The organism is Pseudomonas sp. TSO6, from assembly GCF_056098905.1.
Genome location: NZ_JBLZWV010000007.1, coordinates 17,450 through 38,274 on the forward strand (window position 1 = coordinate 17,450; position 20,825 = coordinate 38,274).

The 20,825-nt window shown below is 61.4% G+C and carries 22 protein-coding genes and 2 tRNA genes; 9 read left to right on the top strand and 15 right to left on the bottom strand.

All coding sequences use genetic code 11. The features are described 5' to 3' along the window. Genes ACN6NG_RS01230 through ACN6NG_RS01240 form a run of 3 tightly spaced genes read left to right on the top strand, consistent with a single transcriptional unit; the run spans position 1 to position 1,607 of the window. The gene (locus tag ACN6NG_RS01230) at positions 1-249 is read left to right on the top strand and encodes a hypothetical protein (RefSeq protein ID WP_086976950.1); all 249 of its coding nucleotides are present in this window, start codon (positions 1-3) and stop codon (positions 247-249) included. Positions 250-276: 27 nt separating this feature from the next. Beyond that, positions 277-1,176 (top strand): polymorphic toxin-type HINT domain-containing protein, encoded by a 900-nt coding sequence (locus ACN6NG_RS01235; protein ID WP_277352250.1) that lies wholly within the window; start codon positions 277-279, stop codon positions 1,174-1,176. Beyond that, complete coding sequence (locus tag ACN6NG_RS01240) at positions 1,176-1,607, top strand: hypothetical protein (protein ID WP_474312798.1); 432 nt, start codon at positions 1,176-1,178, stop codon at positions 1,605-1,607. The genes ACN6NG_RS01235 and ACN6NG_RS01240 overlap by 1 nt, the downstream gene beginning before the upstream one ends. A 42-nt stretch (positions 1,608-1,649) precedes the next feature. Here the strand turns inward: ACN6NG_RS01240 and ACN6NG_RS01245 are convergent, their stop codons facing one another. Further along, on the bottom strand, positions 1,650-2,768 hold the full coding sequence (locus ACN6NG_RS01245; RefSeq protein ID WP_474312800.1) for a TonB-dependent siderophore receptor: 1,119 nt from the start codon (positions 2,766-2,768) through the stop codon (positions 1,650-1,652). Positions 2,769-2,820: 52 nt separating this feature from the next. After that, positions 2,821-3,336: a sigma-70 family RNA polymerase sigma factor gene (locus tag ACN6NG_RS01250; RefSeq protein ID WP_132842872.1), complete on the bottom strand. Its 516-nt coding sequence runs from the start codon at positions 3,334-3,336 to the stop codon at positions 2,821-2,823. Between the two features lie 307 nt (positions 3,337-3,643). Between ACN6NG_RS01250 and ACN6NG_RS01255 the strand changes: the two genes are divergently transcribed. Then, positions 3,644-3,874 carry a DUF4160 domain-containing protein gene (locus ACN6NG_RS01255; protein WP_081237919.1) on the top strand — a complete coding sequence of 77 codons (231 nt, stop codon included), beginning with the start codon at positions 3,644-3,646 and terminating at the stop codon, positions 3,872-3,874. Next, the gene (locus ACN6NG_RS01260) at positions 3,862-4,314 is read left to right on the top strand and encodes a DUF2442 domain-containing protein (protein WP_197898349.1); all 453 of its coding nucleotides are present in this window, start codon (positions 3,862-3,864) and stop codon (positions 4,312-4,314) included. The genes ACN6NG_RS01255 and ACN6NG_RS01260 overlap by 13 nt, the downstream gene beginning before the upstream one ends. A 340-nt stretch (positions 4,315-4,654) precedes the next feature. Here the strand turns inward: ACN6NG_RS01260 and ACN6NG_RS01265 are convergent. Together ACN6NG_RS01265 and ACN6NG_RS01270 are read right to left on the bottom strand one after the other, a co-directional pair. Next, positions 4,655-4,730, bottom strand: a tRNA-Thr gene (locus ACN6NG_RS01265). 98 nt (positions 4,731-4,828) lie between these two features. Next, positions 4,829-5,077 carry a hypothetical protein gene (locus ACN6NG_RS01270; RefSeq protein ID WP_353455934.1) on the bottom strand — a complete coding sequence of 83 codons (249 nt, stop codon included), beginning with the start codon at positions 5,075-5,077 and terminating at the stop codon, positions 4,829-4,831. Positions 5,078-5,596: 519 nt separating this feature from the next. On the opposite strand from ACN6NG_RS01270, the gene ACN6NG_RS01275 reads away from it, so the two are divergent. Further along, entirely contained in the window at positions 5,597-5,866 is a 270-nt protein-coding gene (locus ACN6NG_RS01275; RefSeq protein ID WP_197898351.1) for a DUF3077 domain-containing protein, read from the top strand. A gap of 237 nt (positions 5,867-6,103) precedes the next feature. On the opposite strand, the gene ACN6NG_RS01280 is transcribed toward ACN6NG_RS01275, so the two are convergent. The 5 genes from ACN6NG_RS01280 to ACN6NG_RS01300 form a co-directional block, all read right to left on the bottom strand. Further along, complete coding sequence (locus ACN6NG_RS01280) at positions 6,104-7,309, bottom strand: methyltransferase (protein WP_474312803.1); 1,206 nt, start codon at positions 7,307-7,309, stop codon at positions 6,104-6,106. Positions 7,310-7,436: 127 nt separating this feature from the next. After that, positions 7,437-8,126, bottom strand: coding sequence for an ABC transporter permease (locus tag ACN6NG_RS01285; protein WP_016497592.1), 690 nt, complete (start codon positions 8,124-8,126; stop codon positions 7,437-7,439). Further along, positions 8,126-8,818, bottom strand: a complete 693-nt coding sequence (locus ACN6NG_RS01290; RefSeq protein ID WP_016497593.1) for an ABC transporter permease — start codon at positions 8,816-8,818, stop codon at positions 8,126-8,128. Before ACN6NG_RS01290 ends, ACN6NG_RS01285 begins: the two co-directional genes overlap by 1 nt. Positions 8,819-8,871: 53 nt before the next feature. Next, complete coding sequence (locus ACN6NG_RS01295; RefSeq protein ID WP_016497594.1) at positions 8,872-9,624, bottom strand: ABC transporter substrate-binding protein; 753 nt, start codon at positions 9,622-9,624, stop codon at positions 8,872-8,874. An 11-nt stretch (positions 9,625-9,635) separates the two neighbouring features. Next, the gene (locus ACN6NG_RS01300) at positions 9,636-10,409 is read right to left on the bottom strand and encodes an ABC transporter ATP-binding protein (RefSeq protein WP_016484496.1); all 774 of its coding nucleotides are present in this window, start codon (positions 10,407-10,409) and stop codon (positions 9,636-9,638) included. 641 nt (positions 10,410-11,050) lie between these two features. Between ACN6NG_RS01300 and gabP the strand changes: the two genes are divergently transcribed. Further along, a complete protein-coding gene (gene gabP, locus ACN6NG_RS01305; RefSeq protein WP_474312805.1) occupies positions 11,051-12,436 on the top strand; it encodes a GABA permease in 1,386 nt (461 codons plus the stop codon). 179 nt (positions 12,437-12,615) lie between these two features. On the opposite strand, the gene ACN6NG_RS01310 is transcribed toward gabP, so the two are convergent. Continuing rightward, positions 12,616-13,059 carry a hypothetical protein gene (locus tag ACN6NG_RS01310; RefSeq protein WP_474312807.1) on the bottom strand — a complete coding sequence of 148 codons (444 nt, stop codon included), beginning with the start codon at positions 13,057-13,059 and terminating at the stop codon, positions 12,616-12,618. 131 nt (positions 13,060-13,190) lie between these two features. Between ACN6NG_RS01310 and ACN6NG_RS01315 the strand changes: the two genes are divergently transcribed. After that, complete coding sequence (locus ACN6NG_RS01315; protein WP_474312808.1) at positions 13,191-13,727, top strand: hypothetical protein; 537 nt, start codon at positions 13,191-13,193, stop codon at positions 13,725-13,727. A gap of 5 nt (positions 13,728-13,732) precedes the next feature. On the opposite strand, the gene ppk2 is transcribed toward ACN6NG_RS01315, so the two are convergent. The 5 genes from ppk2 to ACN6NG_RS01340 all read right to left on the bottom strand — a co-directional run bounded on the left by ppk2 (position 13,733) and on the right by ACN6NG_RS01340 (position 18,641). Further along, a complete protein-coding gene (ppk2, locus tag ACN6NG_RS01320) occupies positions 13,733-14,713 on the bottom strand; it encodes a polyphosphate kinase 2 (protein ID WP_474312810.1) in 981 nt (326 codons plus the stop codon). Positions 14,714-14,883: 170 nt separating this feature from the next. Then, positions 14,884-14,959, bottom strand: a tRNA-Phe gene (locus ACN6NG_RS01325). Positions 14,960-15,049: 90 nt separating this feature from the next. Further along, positions 15,050-15,322: an oxidative damage protection protein gene (locus ACN6NG_RS01330; RefSeq protein WP_016497598.1), complete on the bottom strand. Its 273-nt coding sequence runs from the start codon at positions 15,320-15,322 to the stop codon at positions 15,050-15,052. Continuing rightward, the gene (gene mutY / locus ACN6NG_RS01335) at positions 15,319-16,386 is read right to left on the bottom strand and encodes an A/G-specific adenine glycosylase (protein ID WP_063423980.1); all 1,068 of its coding nucleotides are present in this window, start codon (positions 16,384-16,386) and stop codon (positions 15,319-15,321) included. The genes ACN6NG_RS01330 and mutY overlap by 4 nt, the downstream gene beginning before the upstream one ends. After that, the gene (locus ACN6NG_RS01340) at positions 16,383-18,641 is read right to left on the bottom strand and encodes an AsmA family protein (protein ID WP_063423979.1); all 2,259 of its coding nucleotides are present in this window, start codon (positions 18,639-18,641) and stop codon (positions 16,383-16,385) included. Before ACN6NG_RS01340 ends, mutY begins: the two co-directional genes overlap by 4 nt. Before the next feature lie 386 nt (positions 18,642-19,027). Between ACN6NG_RS01340 and ACN6NG_RS01345 the strand changes: the two genes are divergently transcribed. Next, positions 19,028-20,689: an OFA family MFS transporter gene (locus ACN6NG_RS01345; protein ID WP_063423978.1), complete on the top strand. Its 1,662-nt coding sequence runs from the start codon at positions 19,028-19,030 to the stop codon at positions 20,687-20,689. The last annotated feature ends 136 nt before the right edge of the window (positions 20,690-20,825 follow it).

Sequence of the window (20,825 nt, forward strand, 5' to 3'; positions counted from 1 at the left end):
ATGTCCCTCCAAAGCGGTGCCGTTGCCGCTGGGGCAGCCGAAGGGGTGATGGCGTCGGCCACTGATAACGGCACATGGGACAGCCAGGAACCCGGCCAGGCCCAGGAAGTGCTGGCGACGGTCTACCAGACGGAGGGCGACAATCAGGCCGCTGCAGCGATCCGCAACCAGGTCAACACCGAGTTCGGGCTGAACTTCATCCCGGTTGAGTGGGTGGCTGCGCTGGGCAAGGTGGGCACCGCGCCCTAGACAGCGGACAAGCTGTACATCGAACGCCTGCTCACCGAAAAAGGCCCTTGCTGCTTCGCCGCGGGTACCAAGGTTTCAACGCCTAACGGCGACCGCACTATCGAGTCGCTGAAGGTTGGCGATGTGGTCTGGAGCAAGCCGGAAAAAGGCGGCAAGCCCTTCGCCGCGAAAATCCTCGCGACCCACCAGCGCAGTGACCAGCCGATCTACCGGCTGAAACTGAAAAACCTGCGTACCGACGGTACAGCCAAGGGCGAGACCCTGCTGGTTACCCCAAGCCACCCGTTCTATGTGCCGGCCAAGCGCGACTTCATTCCGGCACTCGATCTGAAACCTGGGGATCTGCTGCAATCGCTGGCCGATGGCGACTCGGAGAATACTTCGTCGCAGGTTGAGGCGCTGGAGCTTTACCTGCCGGTGGGCCAGACGTATAACCTGACAGTGGATGTGGGGCACACGTTCTATGTGGGTGAGCTGAAGACGTGGGTGCACAACACCGGGCCGTGTGATTTGCCTGAGTGGCCTGTTGGGGCGAAAGCGACAGGCGAAGCATTGCCAGTCGCGCCTGTTGTTTCTTCCGGCGCGACCCGGACAGGTGTTGTTCGTACTAATGCAGCTGACTGGAGAGCATTGCGTGATAGCTGGGACGATCTTGGTTATGGCCAGATATTAAGCGCTGAAAATCGTACGGCTATTGCGAAAGGACGTACCCCGAAAGTGGATGACTCATGGATTAAGGTTTTTCCGGAAGATGCGGGATTAAAGGGTGAGCGAATTTCTATGCATCATATCCAGGGCTCGCCACTTACTGTGCCATTGCCTGATACACGGCATTTAAACGCGCACATGCCAGGCGGGTTCAGGTACAACCCAGGCGGCCCCGGATCAGCGCTTCCGGCATACCCTCCGAAGAAAGGAACTGAGTAATGCATGCCATACTGCTAGATCACCCAAAGCAGAACTTGATTTTCTACGTGGCTCAGGATTTGGATCAGTCAATCAGGTCTGATGTACACCAGCTTGTGAGTGAGCTTGCTGCGTCAAGGGTATGGAGCATTGCGCCGCCAACCATGGTTGACGAGATTGACGAAAATGGCTTGGAAGTGGTAGGTGGGACGCTGGAGATTTACTCGGCTTTGCTGCCGGAAAAACTTCCTCATGATGTCGACTTGAAGAACCTGGAGGAAGTGGAAGCGTTGATCCATGCTGTTAGGGACTTATCTGAAAAAGGAAGTATTTCCTTCGAGTTTCAGCTGGGCGCTACTTATGTAGGCAGCATTGAAGATGGCGTCATTGATCGAGTTCTTCAGGAGGGTTTGCTTGCACCGTGGAGAAATTACCTCAGCGGGAAAAGTTGAATTCGCCGTAGCGTTGCAACCCGCGCGAACCCGGGTTTTCGGTTAACCAGCAGCTGAACCAGCTGCTGGTCCAGTTCGTGCTGGGCGCCGATTATCAGAAGGTTGCTCGCGGCCAAAGGCATCGAAGCTGCCAGAAAGGTTGCTGTCTATCAGGTCCTGGCTGGTGGAGTAGACGTTATAGCTTGCGCGCCACACAGGGCCTGCCAAGGTCACCGGGTTGACGGCGTTGCCCGATACTGCCGCCAGCGCCTTGCCGGCGTCGCGGGTATTGGTATACGAGACGTTCAGCTTCCAGTCGTTATCGAAGTAGTGGTCGAGTTTGGTGAAGATCTCTTGGGAGATATTGTCCATGTAGGACCAGTTCTGCCCCAGGTTGGTGTGGCGCGCCAGCCCGATGTCTTTACCCGTGGTATAGCGTGGCAGCCCCAACGACGAGTTGGAGTGGGTGCTTTCATACATGCCACCCAGGGTGAAGATGGTCTGCGGGCCCAGGTCGACCTCGAACACCCCGTATACCGTGGGTTTTTGCGTGGCCAGTTTATCCGTGAAGTATTGGCGGTCGGTGTATGCCGTCACCAGGCGGCCGCGAACATTGCCGCTGTCGGTGAGCGGGCCGGTCACGTCGACTTGCGAACGGTAGTTGTCCCAGGAGCCGGCGGCGGCTTCGAACTTCAACTGAAAGTCCGACAGCGGGCGCTTGCGCACCAGGTTGATGACACCACCGGGGTCGCCCACACCGCCGAACAGCGCACCGGAACCCCGTAATACCTCGATGTGGTCGAATTCAGCCAGGTTGTACAACCGGCGGGAGTAGAAGCTGGTAGCCACTGAGGACAGTGCCATGGGCGCTGCGCCATCGATCTGGATGCTGTCGATGTTGAAGCCGCGCGAGTAGAACTCGTAGGTGTCGCTGGTAGTTTTTTGCACCGTGACCCCGGGTGCCATTTTCAGCGCGTCCTGCAGGCTGGTGATACTGCGGTCCTCAATCAGCTGGCTGGCCAGCACCGACACCGACTGTGGCGTTTCGCGCAGGCTGGTTGGGCTGTTGGAGCCCACGCTCACCGCACCGGTGGTGTACGAACCGGTGTTCTCGGTCATCTCGCCCATGCCCTGGCCACTGACCAGCGTGCTTCCCAACCAGACTGTAGGCGCACCATCCACATGATCGCCTGGTCGAGCACGTCATCGGGTACCTCGGGGCGCGTTGCGCCGCTCATGAGGTAGCGAAGTAGCAATGGCGGATAGCTTTCGCCATGTAGCTCTCCACCGACCTCAGGCTGACCCCCAGTTGCGCGGCGATTTCCTTGTAGCCCAACCCGTCCAGGCGCGACAGCAGAAAGGCCGTGCGCACCTTGGGCGGCAAGCCGTCCAGCAAGGCATCCACCTTGGCCAGGGTTTCAAGCAGGATCATCTGGGCTTCCGGGGATGGCATCAACGGCTCTGGCAGGTTGGCCACTGCATCCAGATAGGCCCTTTCGACACGATCGCGGCGCGCACGATCGATCACCAGGGCGCGGGCAATGGTACTCAGCCAGGCACGCGGCTGGCGCACATCCTGTATCCGGTCAAGTTTGCCCAGCACATTGACGAACGTATCCTGAGCCAGGTCGGCAGCGTTATCCCCTTGGCGCAGGCGTTTGCGCAACCAGTCCACCAGCCAGGCGTGGTGGTCGATGTAGAGGGACTGAACATCAGCCTGCGTTGCAGATGGCACGGGCGGGGTAGACAACTTCAGCCCTCTTGTTGGTATAGGATTGCGTTTGAGAATTTATCTCATCCTATCTGGACTGAATTGTGAATGACAAGGATCACGATGTAATCCAGGGACCTGCTTGTGCCTTGACCGGTAACGGATCTGTCGGCGATAGCGACCCAGAGCGCGGTTTCAGAGATTCTGAACAACAAGCGCAAGAGGACGGAGCAGCCATAGGCATGGCGGCTGTATGGGTGTAGACGTTCTGCCAGTACACTGAGCGGAATGTTTAACACCGGTTTTCACCGTTGTAGTATCGCCAAATTGGCGATACGATCATGCCATGTCTACCAAATACCGATTTCGCGACAAGTACCGCATTGAGCTAAGGGAAAGGGATCATCTACCACCCCACGTTCACCTTACCGGCGGTGGGGTGGACGTGGTGATCAGTCTGGAATCTGTGACTGTTAGCCAAGGCAGGGCACCTGCGAAAGTGGTGCAAGAAGCCCTGGCCTGGGTGGCGGCCAATCAGGCCGATTTGTTGAAGGAGTGGATGAAATGGCATCGATGAAACGTCCCCGTCTGAAGAGTGTACAGCCTCGATCGGACGCCAGCCTTGAGCTTACCTTTACCAATGGGCAGCATTTCACCCTGGATATGAGCGATGCGCTCAAGACCTATCCTGGCTTGGCGCCACTGTCCAAGCGCAAAGCGTTTGAAGGCGTCGTATTGGGCGACGGAGGATGGTCGGTGGAGTGGCCAGCGCTGGATATTCAGATTGGTGCAGATACCCTGCTACTGGATGCGCTTGCCCAAAACGCACCTGATGAAAACACCCGAGTTTTCATTCGCTGGCGTTTGCGGCACCGGATGACGCTCGACCAGGCTGCCGAAGCGCTGGGAGTCAGCGCCCGCAGCATCAGCCGCTACAGCAGTGGTCGTGAAGCGGTACCACGCACATTGGCGCTGGCTTGCCTGGGTTGGGAGAGTCTGGAGCAGAAAGCCGCCTGACAGGGCTTTTTGAGCCCTGTCGGAGGGCTTGAGCTTTCGCTATTCTGGCCTGAGATTGCCCGGGGCCGCTTTGCGGCCCATCGCGACGCAAGGTCGCTCCTACAGAAGACGCGGCGTGCTTTTGAATCTTTTACTCTGCGCGACGGTGCAGCCTGGAAGAGCCACGGGTTGTCGCTATGGGATTGTTGAGGCCGCTCTACGGCCGAGTCGCCACGGCGGTTGCCCCGTAGCGTGAGCAAGCTGAATGCACAGCGTCTTGCGCAAGGCTGGGGGAATCCATACCTCCTAGCCGAAAACAAAAAAGGCCCACCTTTCGGTGAGCCTTTTTTGATACTGCGTATGGTGCCGGCACCAGGAATCGAACCCGGGACCTACTGATTACAAGTCAGTTGCTCTACCATCTGAGCTATACCGGCAATGGGGCGTCATTATAACGATCGTTTGGCGCCTGTAAACCACTTCCTTGCGAATGTTCGAAAAAGACCTAAGTCACCGGCCTAAAAGGAGAATTTTCCTACCAGCCGCGGTGGATAGTGTTGACGCTTGGCTCGCTTTTGCCCGGGTTGAAGAACAGCTTGTCGTTGTCGCAGCCGCGCTTGCGGCAGGGGCTTTCGGTGCGCAGGGGCAGGCCGTTGTCGCCGCCCAGTTGCATGCCGGGGTGGTTCCAGCCCAGGTTGCTGGTTGGGTGAGGCGAGGTGCCGCCGGCGCAGCCGGTCAGGGCCAGGGCGAGGGTCAACAGGGCGAGGGGTTTGGCTCGGGTCACGATGGTCAGGTCCGTTGGTCCATTGTCGGTTCTGGCGCAACGCCAGAAGGCCGCGGGGCTGGCGGGCAGCGCGCGACGTCACTTTTTAATGATTTGGGGGGCGGATGATACACCGTTACGGCGGGTGAGCATTAGCCTTGTGTTGTCTGTTATGGCCTCTTCGCGGGTGAACCCGCTCCCACAGGGATGGTGTAAGTGCGGCAATTTGCGTAAGGAAATTCTGAACTATGGGGGCAAAAGCTTCAGGGTTTGGAGGGTTCGGAAGTATCCTACGCGCGCCGCCGAAGTATCGCTGTTGTCGGGGAAGTGGCTCACAGATACCGTTTTCGGGTCGCTCAGGCGACCGGGTGTGAGAGCCCGACTTTGAATAAGCGCTACCTGTCATGGTGGCCGTACGTGGGCAGACCTCGGTCTGGCCGGGCTTCCTTATTCACTCGGTTTCTCACCCCGCGTACGGCTGCCGCCCCAAATCCGTGAGAAAGATTTTTGGCAGCCTCCTTTCGTGAATGAGGATTTGCCATGAAACAAGATGAGCCAGTCACCACCGCAGGCGTGGAAACCTTCCTCGCAGCCGGTAACCCATCCCTCAATCTACTACGCGTGGAGCCCGGTGTCCCTGTGGATGCTGCCTACGAGCACGTCTCGATCCTGATGGGCTACATCAAGCACCTGGTGCGTGAGGGGGATATGGAGGACGACCATAAATTCCTGGGTGCTGCCGATTACCTGTGCGAAATGGCCAAGGCGCTGATGAACGATATCGAGATCGCCAAAGGTAAGGCGCACTGAAATTTTTGCTCCCACAAAAGCCGCTTGCGCCAACCACAAGAAATGTTTATGCACAAGTGGCATTTGGGACTTGCGCGAAAGGCATGCCGGATCGCTGCGCCGCTGGTCTTTGCGCAAACGCCTGTTTTTACTGGGCTTGAGCTGCAACCCGGAATAAGCCAAACGCTTGAAATAGCGCTTGGATCCAACAGGTAATCAAAAGCTTGTTCACAGACTTATCCACAGGTTGTGCTGCGGCTAACGGTCGCGTTCCGCGAGGATAAGCAGGTTGCGTGGGGTCAGTGGATAGTCGCAAAACAGGCCCAGGCGAACGGCGTAGCCTTGTTCTTCGAGGAACAGGGCGCGATCGAGTACCAACCACAACTCCAGCGGCCGGCGGAACAGGTTGCGTACGCGCTCCAGGTTGCGTACCTCGGCCAGGCGCTGCCAGCCGGCGACCTCGAGGGCGGCCCAGTCCGGGTTGCCGGTCAAGGGCAGCTGTTTGAGGTCGGCCAGGTCGCGGCAGTACTGCTCGAAGGGCTTTTCCAGCCAGGCTACCGGCAGCGACGGCGTTGGCAGGTACTCGCCGCTCTGGCGCTGCTGGCGTTGCAGCAGATCAAAGCCCAGGCGACGGGCCATCGAGGTGTCGCGCTGGCGCCGCACGCGGGCGCCGGCGGTGACGGTTTCGCTCAGGGGCAGGCCCAGGTCGTCCACCGACAGCTGCAGGCTCGATGCCTGCGCGGCTGTGGATAACGCTTGGTACTGCGGCGCCGCGATGCGGTTGTAGCAGCAGGGGGCTACGGCGAGTTGCCGACAGCCTTGCTGGCTGGCCAGCTGCATCAGGCGCACATGCAGGTCGCCGCAGGCATGCAGGGCAACCACGCTTTTGTCGCCGGCCAGGTGGCGGGCGCTGTCGCTGGCCATCACATCCTGGTGTACGTGCTGTGCGGGCAAGTGATGGTGGGCGCTCAGGGCCTGGCCGGCGGCGACCAGTTCGGCGTCGTACTCCAGGCAGGTCAGCTGTTGGCCGGGTTGCAGCAGGCGACGGCCGAGGTGGCCTTTGCCGGAGCACCAGTCCAGCCAGTGGTGTGGCGGGTCGCGGAAGGCCAGGTGGCTGGCGAAGGCTTCGATCTGCTGCCATTTGCGGCCGGGGACGGCGACGTCCAGGCGGTGGGCGGCGGGTGGCAGGTCGGTTTGCGGGAGGCTGCCGAGGGCGGCGAGCTTTTGGGCTTGTTCGGCCAGTTGCGGGAAGGGCGCGGGCAAGCGGTCAGTGGCGGTTTCGGCTTCGGCGTCTGCCAGGGAACATTGGCGCAGGTGGGCGGCGAGTTCGGGGTGGGTGGTTTCCCAGGCCAGTTGCAGGGTGGTGAAGGGGCGCGGTTTCCACAGCTGTTGGTGCTCGATCAGGAACTGGTCGAGGGCCTTGAAGCGGGTGCTTAGGTGGTGGCTGTGGAGGTGGCTGGGCATGGGTAGATGTGTGTTGGGTTTGAGGGCCTCTTCGCGGGTGAACCCGCTCCCACAGGATTAGCACAGGTTTCAAGGCCAGTGATGTACCTGTGGGAGCGGGTTCACCCGCGAAAGGGCCAGTAAGTTCTCAGCGACCCTGGCAGGCATCTACACGCAGCCAGCGCTCCAGCAGCTTGAAGCCTTGTACCAGCAGGAACGAGATCACCAGGTAGAACACGCCTGCGGCAAAGAAGATTTCCACCGGCAGGTAGGTGCGGGCAATGATGGTACGGGCCATGCCGGTCAGTTCCAGCAGGGTCACGGTACTGGCCAGCGCACTGGCCTTGAGCATCAGGATCACTTCGTTGCTGTACGCCGGCAGGCCGATGCGCGCAGCACGGGGCAGCATGATGTAGAACAGCGCCTTGCCACGCGACATGCCCAGCGCCCGCGCCGCTTCGATCTCACCTTTGGGGATCGACTGCAGTGCGCCACGCAGGATCTCGGCAATGTAGGCAGCGGTGTGCAGTGTCATGGTCAGCACCGTGCACCAGAACGGATCGCGCAGGTACGGCCACAGCGAACTGGAACGCACCGCATCGAACTGCGCCAGGCCGTAGTAGACCAGAAACAGCTGCACCAGCAGCGGCGTGCCGCGGAAGAAGAAGATGTAGCTGAACGGCACGGCGCGCACGTACCAGTGGCGCGAGGAGCGGGCGATGCCCAGCGGGATGGCCAGGATCAAACCGGCAACCACGGCAATGGCTACCAGCTCCAGGGTCAGGACCGCACCCTCGGCCAGGCGTGGCAGCCATTTGAAGATGACTTCCCAATTCATTATTCAGCCCTCGCAAAGCCGCGAGCGGCGCGCTTTTCCATGAAGTACATGCCGGTCATGGCAATGACGGTCAGGCCCAGGTAGATGCAGGCCGCGACCATGTAGAAGGTGAAGGGCTCCTTGGTCACGGTCACGCCAATTTGCGAGTGACGCATGATTTCTTCCAGACCGATCACCGACACCAGGGCGGTGTCCTTCATCAGGATCATGAACAGGTTGCCAAGGCCGGGCAGGGCGATGCGCCACATCTGCGGCAGGATGATCCGCGAGAGGATGCGGCCCTTGGACAGGCCCAGCGCCAGGCCAGCTTCACGGTGGCCCTTGGGGATCGCCAGGATGGCGCCACGGAACACTTCGGTGGCGTAGGCGCCAAAGCACAGGCCCAGGGCGATAACACCCGCAGCGAAGGCGCTAAGCTCCAGGCCCGGCATGTTCAGGGCTTCGCCGAGGCTGTTCATCAGCCCGACGGTGCCGAAATAGATAAGCAGCACCCACAGTAGTTCGGGCACGCCGCGAACCAGGGTCGAGTAGAAGCCGCCAAGCCATTGCAGCGGCTTGAGCGGGGAGGTCTTGGCCAGGGCGCCGAGCAGGCCCAGCACCAGCCCCAGCAGCAAGGCGCAAAGCGCCAGTTTTACGGTCATCAGGGTGCCGGCCATCATGGCCGGACCGAATCCGTGCAGGTCGATATTCATGGGCAGGTCATTTTAGGGACTGGCGCGCCACGGGGCGCGCCGGTCAGGGCGGGTCATTCGATGCTGAACGGGAAGTACTTGTCGTTGATTTTCTTGTACGTGCCGTCGGCCTTGATCTCGGCCAGGGCTTTGTTCAGCTCGTCGCGCAGCTTGGTGTCACCTTTGCGCACGGCAATGCCGATCTTGTCGCTGTCCATCACCGGCTCGCCCTTGAACTCGAAGTTCGAGCCGTCTTTGCTCTTCAGCCACTCGTACTGCACGTACTTGTCGGCCAGGATGCCGTCGATGCGGCCGGAGACCAGGTCCAGGTAGGCGTTTTCCTGGGTGTCGTACAGCTTGACGTCGACGCCCTTGAAGTTGTCTTCAAGGTAGGTGCCGGCCAGGGTGGCGCGCTGGGTGCCGATGGACTTGCCTTTCAGCGACGCTGCGTCAGTCTTGAAGTCGACGTTTTTGGGCGCGATGAATTGCAGCTTGTTGGAGTAGTACGGCTCGGTGAAGTCCACAGCCTGCTTGCGCTCGTCGGTGATCGACAGCGAAGACACCAGGAAGTCGAACTTCTTGGCGTTCAGGGCCGGGATGATGCCGTCCCAGTCGGAGGTGACGACCGAGCATTCGACTTTCATCTTGGCGCACAGGGCGTCGCCGATGTCTTTGTCGAAGCCAACCACGTTACCGCTGGCATCCTTGTTGTTGAACGGTGGGTAGGCGGCTTCGATACCCATGCGCAGTTTTTCTGCGGCCATGGCGTTTGCCGACATCACCAGCGTGGCAGCAGCTGCCAGGAGAAACTTCTTGTAAGTGTGCATGTATTGCTCCGTTAGCGGTGGCTTGACATGAATTGCTTGCAACGCGCCGAGTTCGGGTTCTCGAAGACCTGCTGCGGCGATCCCTGCTCTTCGACCAGGCCCTGGTGCAGGAAGACGACTTCACTGGACACATGGCGGGCAAAGCTCATCTCGTGCGTTACCAACAGCATGGTACGGCCTTCTTCGGCCAATGCGCGGATAACGTTTAGCACTTCCTGGACCATTTCCGGATCGAGGGCCGAAGTGGGCTCGTCGAACAGGATCACTTTAGGCTTCATGGCCAGGGTACGGGCAATGGCGGCACGCTGTTGCTGGCCACCGGAAAGCTGGGCGGGGTAGCTGTGGCGCTTGTCGTAGATGCCAACCTTGTTCAGCAGCGCTTCGGCGGCTTCGATGGCCTCGGCCTTGCTCTGGCCGAGCACGCGGCGTGGCGCCTCGATGATGTTGTCGAGAATCGACATGTGCGGCCACAGGTTGAAGTTCTGGAAGACAAAGCCGATTTCGCTGCGCAGGCGGTTGATCTGGCGGTTGTCGGCGGCGACCAGGTCGCCGTTTTTGGCAGCCTTGAGCTTGAGGGCTTCGCCGGCCACCAGGATTTCGCCCTGGTGCGGGTTCTCGAGCAGGTTGATGCAACGCAGCAGGGTGGACTTGCCGGAGCCGGACGACCCCAGGATGGAGATCACGTCACCGTCGCGTGCGGTCAGCGAAATGCCCTTGAGAATTTCCTGCTCGCCGTAGCGTTTGTGCAGATTGCGGATTTCCAGCGCGGGCGTGGCCTGAGCCATGTGCGGTCCTCATGTGTTCGGGTGCGTTCCCAGCTATTGGCGGCCTTCCTGGCGTGCGCCAAGCTAGCATAGCGGCATTATGGCGGCCAACAGGGTTGCCAGGGACTCGGGGCACTGGTGGGGCAGTTTGTCGCATCGCTGCAGCGCAACGTCGCGCAGATGTCCGCGAAGGTGTCGCCCAGCACCAGAGCCTTGATGAAAAAAGGCGCGATGGTGCCAGCTTTAGCCTGCTCATGGAAGCGGTTTTGGCCCATTCGAGGGGTAAACCCGACCTTTAGGTCAGGCCAGTCCAGTGTGAGCGGGGTTACCCGCGAATACGCAGGCAGGCTAAAAGGTTGTACCTCAAGGTTGCACTTTTTGGCATTGCGGTGGTGCACAGGTGTTACCGGGGAGCACCTTTGGTGCGTTTGTAAGTGGGTATTTCAGTAATCCGATGATTTGGCGTCCTTTCGGTCAAGGTCTGGCCGAAAGCCCTCCAAACCGCGTCCTAAAAGGCCCGCAGAATTTTCTGACGAATGCATTCAGCTGGTGGCGCGCTTATTGCCAGTAGGAAACCGCCGATTGCAGCGACGCCTAGATCAACCCCTGGCGCGCTCCGTTTCCGCAGTCGGAGTGGTCCACTCCTTACAAAGGTAGTTTTAATGAGCGGTAACAATTCCAATGACCTCGCTCAGGGGCTCAAACAACGGCATGTGACCATGCTGTCCATCGCTGGCGTCATCGGTGCCGGCCTGTTCGTAGGCTCCGGCCACGCCATCGCAGCTGCCGGCCCGGCCGTGCTGCTGGCTTACGCCGCTGCCGGTACGCTGGTCGTGCTGGTCATGCGCATGCTGGGTGAAATGGCGGTCGCCTCGCCAGACACCGGTTCGTTCTCAACCTATGCCGACCGCGCCATCGGGCGTTGGGCCGGTTTTACCATTGGCTGGCTGTACTGGTGGTTCTGGGTGCTGGTGATTCCGCTGGAGGCCAACGCCGCCGCGGCCATTCTGCATGCCTGGTTCCCTGCAGTTGACCTGTGGGCTTTCTCCCTCATCATTACCTTGGCGCTTACCCTGACCAACCTGTGCAGCGTGAAGAACTACGGTGAGTTCGAGTTCTGGTTCGCCCTGCTCAAGGTGCTGGCGATCGTCGGCTTCATCGCCGTGGGCTGTGCGGCCTTGTTCGGCTTTGTGCCGAGCAGCCAGGTGAGCGGTGCCAGCCACCTGTTCGACACCCAAGGCTTCATGCCTAACGGCCTGGGCGCAGTGCTGGCAGCCATGCTGACCACTATGTTCTCGTTCATGGGTACCGAAATTGTCACCATCGCCGCTGCCGAGTCGAAAGACCCGGGCAAGCAGATCAGCCGCGCCACCAACTCGGTCATCTGGCGTATCTGCCTGTTCTACCTGGTGTCGATCTTCCTGGTCGTTGCCCTGGTGCCGTGGAACGACCCGGCCCTGGCCGAAACCGGTTCCTACCAGACCGTGCTGAGCCGTATCGGCGTGCCGAATGCCAAGCTGATTGTCGACATCGTCGTGCTGATTGCCGTGACCAGCTGCCTGAATTCGGCGCTGTACACCTCTTCGCGCATGCTGTTCTCGCTGAGCAAGCGTGGCGACGCCCCGGCCATCGCCCAGCGCACCACCAAGGCGGCGACCCCGTACGTGGCGGTATTGCTGTCCACTGCAGCGGCATTCCTCTGCGTGTTCGCCAACTTCGTGGCCCCGGCCCAGGTGTTCGAGTTCCTGCTGGCCAGCTCTGGCGCCATCGCCCTGCTGGTGTACCTGGTGATTGCCATTTCGCAGCTGCGCATGCGTGCCAAGCGTGAAGCCAATGGCGAGAAGATTGCCTTCAAGATGTGGCTGTTCCCGGGCCTGACCTGGGCGACCATTGCCTTTATCGTTGCCATTCTTGTGGTCATGGCGCTGCGTGAGGATCACCGTGCGGAGATCATCGCGACTGCGTTGCTGAGCATTGGTGTGGTAGCGGCTGGCTTGCTGGTGCACCGCAAGCGCGAAGCTGCCGGGCGGGTGGCGCTGGATAACTGATCCGCGCTGGCTGAAATGAAAAGGCCGCGCCCTGTGAAGGGTGCGGCCTTTTTGTTGCCTGCACCGGCCCTATCGCCGGCAAGCCAGCTCCCACAGGAAGCTTGCTGCACTCAGGCCTGTCATGAACCTGTGGGAGCTGGCTTGCCGGCGATAGGGCCCTTGCAGGTTAAATGGCCCTGTCAGCCAAACTGCTTCTGCTGTTGCTGCTGCTTGGCCACCAGTTCGGAGGCGGTGATGTAGGCCTCCTGGAACTCATCGCTTTCCAGCCAGGCCATGGTGGCCTCTTCGTCAGCGCCGTCCAGCCATTTGCGGTAGGCATTGAACACCAGCACGATGTAGTCGGTAGCGTGCTCTTCCTTGTGCCCCTTGAGCACCAGGGTCAGCAGCGGGTCCACCAGGAATACCGAGATCATCGGCACCAGGCCGCCTGCCTGGGCTTCCTTCATCTTCTCGAACATCGCGTCGTAGCTGCCCGACTCCATCGCCTTGTTGTACACCTGCTCGACGCTGGCGCTGTCGCCGGCACTGGGCTTGACCGTCTGGCCGCTGCGCACCATGCGGTTCTGCTTGGCCTTGCTGGCGGCGCGCTTGGCGCGTTTCTGTTGCTTGGTAGGGGTGGCCATGGGGGCTTGAGTCCTTGGGTGGTGCTGGAAAAGTGCGTATTGAATCGCAGATGGCAGTGAAACCCAAGCGGCATTGGCGGGTCTGAGTCAGGCTGCCGGACATTCGGCATTCGCGCAAAGGACATTCACGGATGAAAGCACCCGTCATGCTCGGCCTGCTGGCCGCCGCTCTTGCCGGCTGCGGCAACATTGCCGCAGTCAAATCTTTCAATACCCCCTACGGCTCGCCCAGTGGCGGTGACACCGCACGCCTGCGGGTAATCGCCGACGGTATGGTACGTGCGGTACCGGAAAAGGACTGTGTGGACTGGTACAGCCCCGGTGCCGGAGTGATTGCAGTACCCACCAAAGGCTTCGCCGACCGCAATGGCGAAACCTTGGGCATGCCGGCCAGTGCATCTGCCCAGGCGGGTGACGCAGTCAGCGAAGTGCTGGTGCCTGCCGGTAAGCCGTTTACCCTGCATTTTCTCGATGGGGGCCGCTCGGCCGGCTATGACACGGTGCAGAACTGCCTGGGCATGTTCTCGTTCGTGCCGCAAAAAGGCGCCGACTATGAGCTGGTGGTGCACGGCTACAGCGCTTGCGGCGGCACGCTCAAGCGCCTGGACAAGGCCGAGGACGTGGCCCGGCGCAAAGCTGATTATTGCAGTGCCATGGCCAACTTCTAGGCCCTTCAGGCTGGTTGGGCGACCAGCTCGTCTTCTTCGAAGCCGCGAGCGGCCTTGCCGACCAGCAGCGCATCCGGGGCGTGGGCCACGCTGTGGTCCTTGCCCGGGTAGTCCAGCGAATGCAGGAAGTGGCGGATGCAGTTGATCCGTGCGCGCTTCTTGTCATCGGACTTGATCACCGTCCACGGCGCATCGGCGGTGTCGGTGTGGAAGAACATCGCTTCCTTGGCCGCGGTGTAGTCTTCCCACTTGTCCAGCGACTTGATGTCGATGGGCGACAGCTTCCAGTGTTTGAGCGGGTCGTCCCGGCGTGAAATGAAGCGCCGCAGTTGCTCTTCGCGGTTCACCGAAAACCAGTACTTGAACAGCAGGATGCCGCTGTTGCACAGCATGCGCTCCAGGTCCGGTGTCTGGCGCATGAACTCCAGGTACTGCAGCGGTGTGCAGAACTCCATCACCTTCTCGACGCCCGCGCGGTTGTACCAGGAGCGGTCGAAGAACACCATTTCACCTGCTGTGGGCAGGTGCTGGATGTAGCGCTGGAAATACCACTGGCCCTGTTCCTGCTCGGAAGGCTTCTCCAGGGCAACGATGCGCGCGCCGCGTGGGTTGAGGTGCTCCATGAAGCGCTTGATGGTGCCGCCCTTGCCTGCTGCGTCGCGCCCCTCGAACAGGATCACCACACGCTGGCCGGTTTCCTTCACCCAGCTTTGTACCTTCAACAACTCGATCTGCAGCGCGTGCTTGGCCTTTTCGTAGTCCTGGCGTCGCAGGCGGGTGCGGTAGGGGTAGCTGGCCGGCAGGTGGGCCGAGGTGCTGTCTTCGTTGCTGCCCTTCGGGGCGGTGGCAACTTCCAGTGCAGCGGGTTGCTGGCTGATACGGGTGATCGCCGGTTCCGGCTTGCGCTGGCGTGGGCGGCGCGTGCGGACTGGAGTGATGGCGGGTTCGCTGGGGGCGAGGAGCAGGAGGGGGGATTCTTCGCTCATGGAGGTCCTTGCTGGTCGATACGGATGTCCGTCTTCGATTATGAAGGTGAGCGAGTAATGGCTATTTGATGCTGGTCAATGAGCAAAAATCACAGACAACAAAAAACCCGCACTAGGCGGGTTTCTTGTTGTCGCTTCGGGTAACTTTGCAACCACCAGAAGCTTGAAGGTGGTGCCCAGAGACGGAGTCGAACCGCCGACACGAGGATTTTCAATCCTCTGCTCTACCGACTGAGCTATCTGGGCGACGAGGTGAATTAAATAGATTTCTGGACCGCTCGTCAACGACTTTTTGAAAAAATTTTAAATTAATTCCGTCGCTTACGATTTTTGGGGTCATTCGGCCGGTGGAACGTAGCCTTCCGCCTGGGCGTATTCTTCGCCGGCGAAAAACTTGTCCATCTCTGCCTGAAGGAATTTGCGGTCCTCGGCGTTCATCATGTTCAGGCGTTTTTCGTTGATCAGCATGGTCTGGTGCTTCTGCCAGTCTGCCCAGGCTTTCTGCGAGATGTGTTCGAAGATGTCCTGGCCCTTGGCGCCGGGGTAGGGCGGGCGCTCCAGGCCTGGCAGTTCTTCTTTGTACTTGCGGCACATCACGGTGCGGGTCATGGGGCATCTCCTGCAATCAGTTCGTCGGCTGCGCGTTCAAGCAGCTTTTTGACCGGGGCGGCGAGGCCCAGGCGCGGCGGGGTGGCGAGGTTATACCAGAGCCAGTCGGCCTCGGCCACGTGCTCGCCGACCAAGTCGACGCGCACCAGCCAGGGCTCGATGGCCAGCTGGAAGTGGCTGAAGGTATGGGTCAGGCCTGCCATGGCCCTGCTGCCTGCCAGGCGCAAGCCGTGCTGATAGGCCAGGTCGTCGAGCTGTGCGAGGTCGTCCAGCTCCGGCAGGCTCCACAAGCCACCCCAAAGGCCGCTGGAGGGGCGGCGATAAAGCAGGATGGCGCCTTCGTGGTTGGCCAGCAGTGGCATCAGCGTGCGCCGTTGTGGCAACGCCTTGCGCGGCTTGGGCTCCGGGTAGCGGGTTTCTTCGCCGTGCAGGTGCGCCTCGCAGCCGTGCTGCAATGGGCAGATCAGGCAACTGGGCTTGCTGCGGGTGCACAGCGTGGCACCCATGTCCATCATGGCCTGGGTGTAATGGTTGGCGCGCTGCAGCGGGGTAAAACGCTCGGCCGTGGCCCAGAGCTGGTTGGCCACCTTGGGCTCGCCAGGGTAGCCGGCCTGGGCGGTGTAGCGGGCCAGCACGCGCTTGACGTTACCGTCCAGGATCGGCGCGCGAATGCCCATGCTGATGCTGGCGATGGCGCCGGCGGTGGAGCGGCCGATGCCGGGCAGCTCGGTGAGCTGCTCGACACTGCGCGGGAACTCGCCGCCATGTTGCGCGACGACGATCTTTGCAGCCTTTTGCAGGTTGCGTGCGCGGGTGTAGTAGCCCAGCCCCGTCCACAGGTGCAGCACTTCATCCTCCGGCGCCTCGGCCAGGGCCTGCACGGTCGGCAGGGCCTGCATGAACCGGTCGAAGTAGTTGAGCACGGTGCTGACCTGGGTCTGCTGCAACATGATTTCCGACACCCACACCCGGTACGGGGTGATGCCCTGTTGCCAGGGCAGGTCGTGCCGGCCGTGCTCGTCGTACCAGTCCAGCACAGCGCTGGAGAACTGCTCGGGGCTCATCGCTTGAACAGCCCCTTGAGTGCGTCTTTTACTTCCGGGCTCACTTTGTCTCCGAGTTTCTCTTCGAGCTTTTCATCAATCTTGTCTTTCAGGCGGTTGCCGGCCAGCTTGGCGGCAACTTTGCCCATGCCGCCCTGGTCCAGGCGGCAGGCCTTGGCGCCCAGCTCCAGCGGGCCACGGCAGCGCAGCGGCACTTCAACGCCCACGTAGCGTTCGTTGACCTGGCAGGCCGGGTCCGGCATGGCGCGCTGGTCGCCTTCGACAATCACGCCAACGTTGTAGTCCATCCCCAGTACGCGCAGGTCGAGGTCGCCATGGCCGTTGACGGTCAGGCCCGGGATGCGCGCCTTGAGGTCCGGGTTGCTGGCAACGCCATTGCGCACCACCAGGCTGCCGCGCAGTTCCTGGAACGGGGTGTCCTTGCCGCGTGGCTCGCCGCTCAGGGTCTTGCGGTTGAGGGTGGCGATGGCCTGGCACAGCTGCTGTTCAAGGTTGGCATTGACCAGCACGCCATCATTGATGGTGAAGTTGGCGCTGCCGTTCAGGGTGTCGACCAGGGCTTTCTGGCTGTTGCCGCTGGCGGTCAGGTCGCTGGTCAGGGTCAGCAGGCCTTTGACGGGTGGTACCTGGTCCTTGCCTTCGGTCTTGATGAAGTGCTCTACCGGCACCCGCTGGATGTTGGTGTTCACACCCAGTTGCGGTACGGCAGGGCGCACGTCGACCGTGCCCTTGGCTTCGAAGGTGCCGTTGTACAGCTCGCCGCGCAGGGTTTGCAGGGTCAGCAGCCCGCCTTGGCCAATGGCCTTGAGCTGGGCGTCTTCGATCGGCAGCTTGTCCACGGTCAGCGAGCCAAAGGCCAGGTCGGCTTGCAGGTCGAGGGCGCGCAGGCGGTCGACCGGCAGCAGCTTGTCGTCGCTCCAGGCCACCTGGGTCGGGGCGTTGGGCAGTGGTGTGGTGCCGGCACCGGCCACGGCGCTGGCTTCTTGCTGCTTGACCTCGGCCTGGCGCGCGGCAGTGGCGCCCTTGGCCTCTTCGCTCTTGGCTGGCAGGTAGCGGTCAGCGTCGAAGGTATCGCCTTTCAGTTGCAGGCGCAGGGCCTGCTTGGCGAAATCTTCCACGGCCACACGGCCACTGAAGGTACTGTCGTCCAGCTTCACGGCCAGGTCTTCCAGGGCCAGGCTGTTTGCCGTGCCCTGCAGGCGGGTCACCAGCTCCAGCTTGGCGAAGGCTGCCGGGTCGTTGGTGGCCGGCAGCGTGCGGCCGATGCTGTCGAGGAAGGTGCGCAGGTTGAACTGGGCGATGGACAGGCCACCGCTCAGCTGTGGTGCCTTGTCCAGGTCGCGCACATTCAGCTCGCCCAGGGCGCGCAGCTGGTTGGCCGAGACTTTCAGGCCGTTCCACGAGGCGACATTGGCGGCCAGGTCGACCAGCAGTTGGCCCTGGGCGGCGAAGGTCACGGTCTTGCCGCCGGTTGGCTCACCCGAGGTTTCGCCCGACAGGCGCATGTCTTCGAAGTTGTAGCGCTTGAGCTTGCGGTCAAAACGCAGCTCGCCGGCCAGTTCGGTGCGGGCCTTGATATTCGGCTCGCTGGCGCTGATGAAGGCACTGGCCTTGAGCGGAATGTTGGCGCCTTCGTGGACCGGCCCCGTGCTCAGCTGGATGCTCTCGGCGCTGTAGCTCTGGCCGGTCTTGGCATCGGTGTACTGCACGCGGGCGTTGTTCACGGTCAGGCTGTCGATGTCCAGCTTGACGGCCCGCTCGTTGCCGTTCGCAGGCGCCGGCTTCTGTTCGGCAGTTGCCTGGGCGGGGGCATTGACCTGCGCATCGGCAGGGGTGCCGTTCTGCGCGGGCAGCGGCTTGCCGATGTCTTCCCAGTTGCCATGGCCTTGCTCGTCGCGGGCCAGGGTCAGGTTCAAGCCTTCGACGCGCACGTCGCTCATCTGCACCTCGCGGCGCAGCAGCGGCAGCACACGCACGGACAGGCCAAGCATTTGCAGGTCGGCGAACGGCTCCTTGGGTTTGGCCAAGGTGGCGATGCTTGCTTCGTGCAACTCCAGGCCCAGCCACGGGAACAGGCTCCAGCCGATCTCGCCGTTGAGGGTCAGCTCGACGTGAGCCTTGTCCCGTGCCAACTGGCGAATCTCGTCTTTGTAGTCGTTGGGATCAAAGAGGTGGGTCAGGGCGAAGCCCAGCGCCACGATGATCAGCAGCAACCCGAGAAGCCCCAGCCCCAGGATTTTGCCGAACGCTTTCATGGGCGAGTCCTTGTAGTCCGTTAGTGAATTCAGGCGACAGAGTATAACGCCGCGGTGGTTGTCCCTGCTTATTCGACTAGAGATGCAGGGCATTTCCTACGGTTGAAGCAGATGGTACGGCTTTCGACAGCCAGGATTTTGCCAGTTCCGAATGTATGGCCTGTACCGGCCCTATCGCCGGCAAGCCAGCTCCCACAGGCAGCTCACAGCCTTCCAGGCCGGTGCCGTACCTGTGGGAGCTGGCTTGCCGGCGATAGGGCTGGTACAGCGAACATGACCGTTTCAGCCGAGCAAAAAATCACGATATCAGATTGCTTTCACGCCACTTGGCTCTGCTAATCTTGCGCCGCTTTGCGAGCACCCACCCTATAAAAAGGATCAGATCCATGACCAGTACCGTCGCGGCGGGGGCCTTGGCCAGTGCGCCAGGCTTCCTGTCGAAGGAGCGCATCATCGCCCGCCCGGGCTTCAACCGCTGGCTGGTCCCGCCAGCCGCCCTGGCCATCCACCTGTGCATCGGCATGGCCTACGGCTTTTCGGTGTTCTGGCTGCCTTTGTCGCAAGCCCTCGGCATCACCGCACCCGTCGCCTGCGCACCAGACATGGGCTTCATTGCCCGCCTGTTCAGCGCCGAATGCGACTGGCCGATCTCGATGCTGAGCTGGATCTACACCCTGTTCTTCGTTTTCCTTGGCTGCTCGGCGGCGGTGCTGGGCGGTTGGCTGGAGCACGCCGGCCCACGCAAGGCCGGCCTGGTTTCGGCCTTGTGCTGGTGCGGCGGCATGCTGATCTCGGCCATTGGCGTAAAAACCCACCAGCTGTGGTTGATGTGGCTGGGCTCCGGCGTGATCGGCGGTATCGGCCTGGGCCTGGGCTACATTTCGCCCGTGTCGACCCTGATCAAATGGTTCCCGGACAAACGCGGCATGGCCACCGGCATGGCGATCATGGGCTTCGGTGGCGGGGCCATGGTGGGTGCACCGCTGGCCACTGCGCTGATGGGGCATTTTGGCAACGAGCACGAAGTGGGCGTATGGCAGAGCTTCGTCGCCATGGCGGCGATCTACTTCGTGTTCATGACTGCCGGCGCGCTGGCTTACCGAGTGCCGCCGACCGGCTGGAAGCCCGAAGGCTGGAGCGCCCCGGCGAAAAAAGCCGGTAACACCATGGTCACCGACCGCCATGTACATGTCAGTGTGGCGTGGAAAACCCCTCAGTTCGCGCTGATCTGGCTGGTGCTGTGCCTGAACGTGTCGGCGGGTATCGGTATTCTCGGCATGGCGTCGCCCCTGCTGCAGGAAGTGTTCGCCGGCAAATTGCTGGGCAACGAACTGACCTTCAGCCAGCTGAATGCGGCCCAGTTGGCACAGATTGCCGCGATCGCCGCCGGCTTCACCGGCCTGCTGAGCCTGTTCAATATCGGCGGGCGGTTCTTCTGGGCGTCGTTCTCCGACTACATCGGCCGCAAGAACACCTACTTCGCCTTCTTTGCCTTGGGCGTCGGCCTTTACAGCCTGGTGCCGAACATGGGGCACCTGGGTAACGTGGCGCTGTTCGTGGCCGCGTTCTGCATCATCCTGTCAATGTATGGCGGCGGTTTCGCGACCGTGCCGGCGTACCTGGCTGACCTGTTCGGCACGCAGATGGTCGGCGCCATTCATGGTCGCCTGCTGACTGCCTGGGCTGCGGCGGGGGTGCTGGGGCCGGTGTTGATCACTTACCTGCGCGAGTCTCAGCTGGCAGCGGGTGTAGAGCGCGCAGCGGCTTACGACATGACCTTGTATATCCTCGCCGGCCTGCTGGTGCTGGGCTTTATCTGCAACATGCTGGTGCGCCCGGTGGCCGACAAGCACTTCATGAGCGATGCCGAACTGGCGGCCGAGCGCGCGCTGAGCCATGACAAGGGTGCCGATGGGGCGCGGTCGCTGGAGTGGAAGGCTGCGCCGGGGAGCCTGCCGTTGGTGCTGCTGGCATGGGCGGTGGTGGTCGTGCCGCTGGCCTGGGGTGTGTGGGTGACACTGCAGAAGACTGCTGTCCTGTTCCATTGATGTAACTGCATGGGGGCGCAAAGCAGCCCCCATTACACAGTTGTATAGACCTGTAGCAGCATCCAGCCCCCGTAATTGCTTGCTTTGCCATATGTCATCCGCGTTTCAAGCTGGCGCGTTCTGGGCCTATAATGGA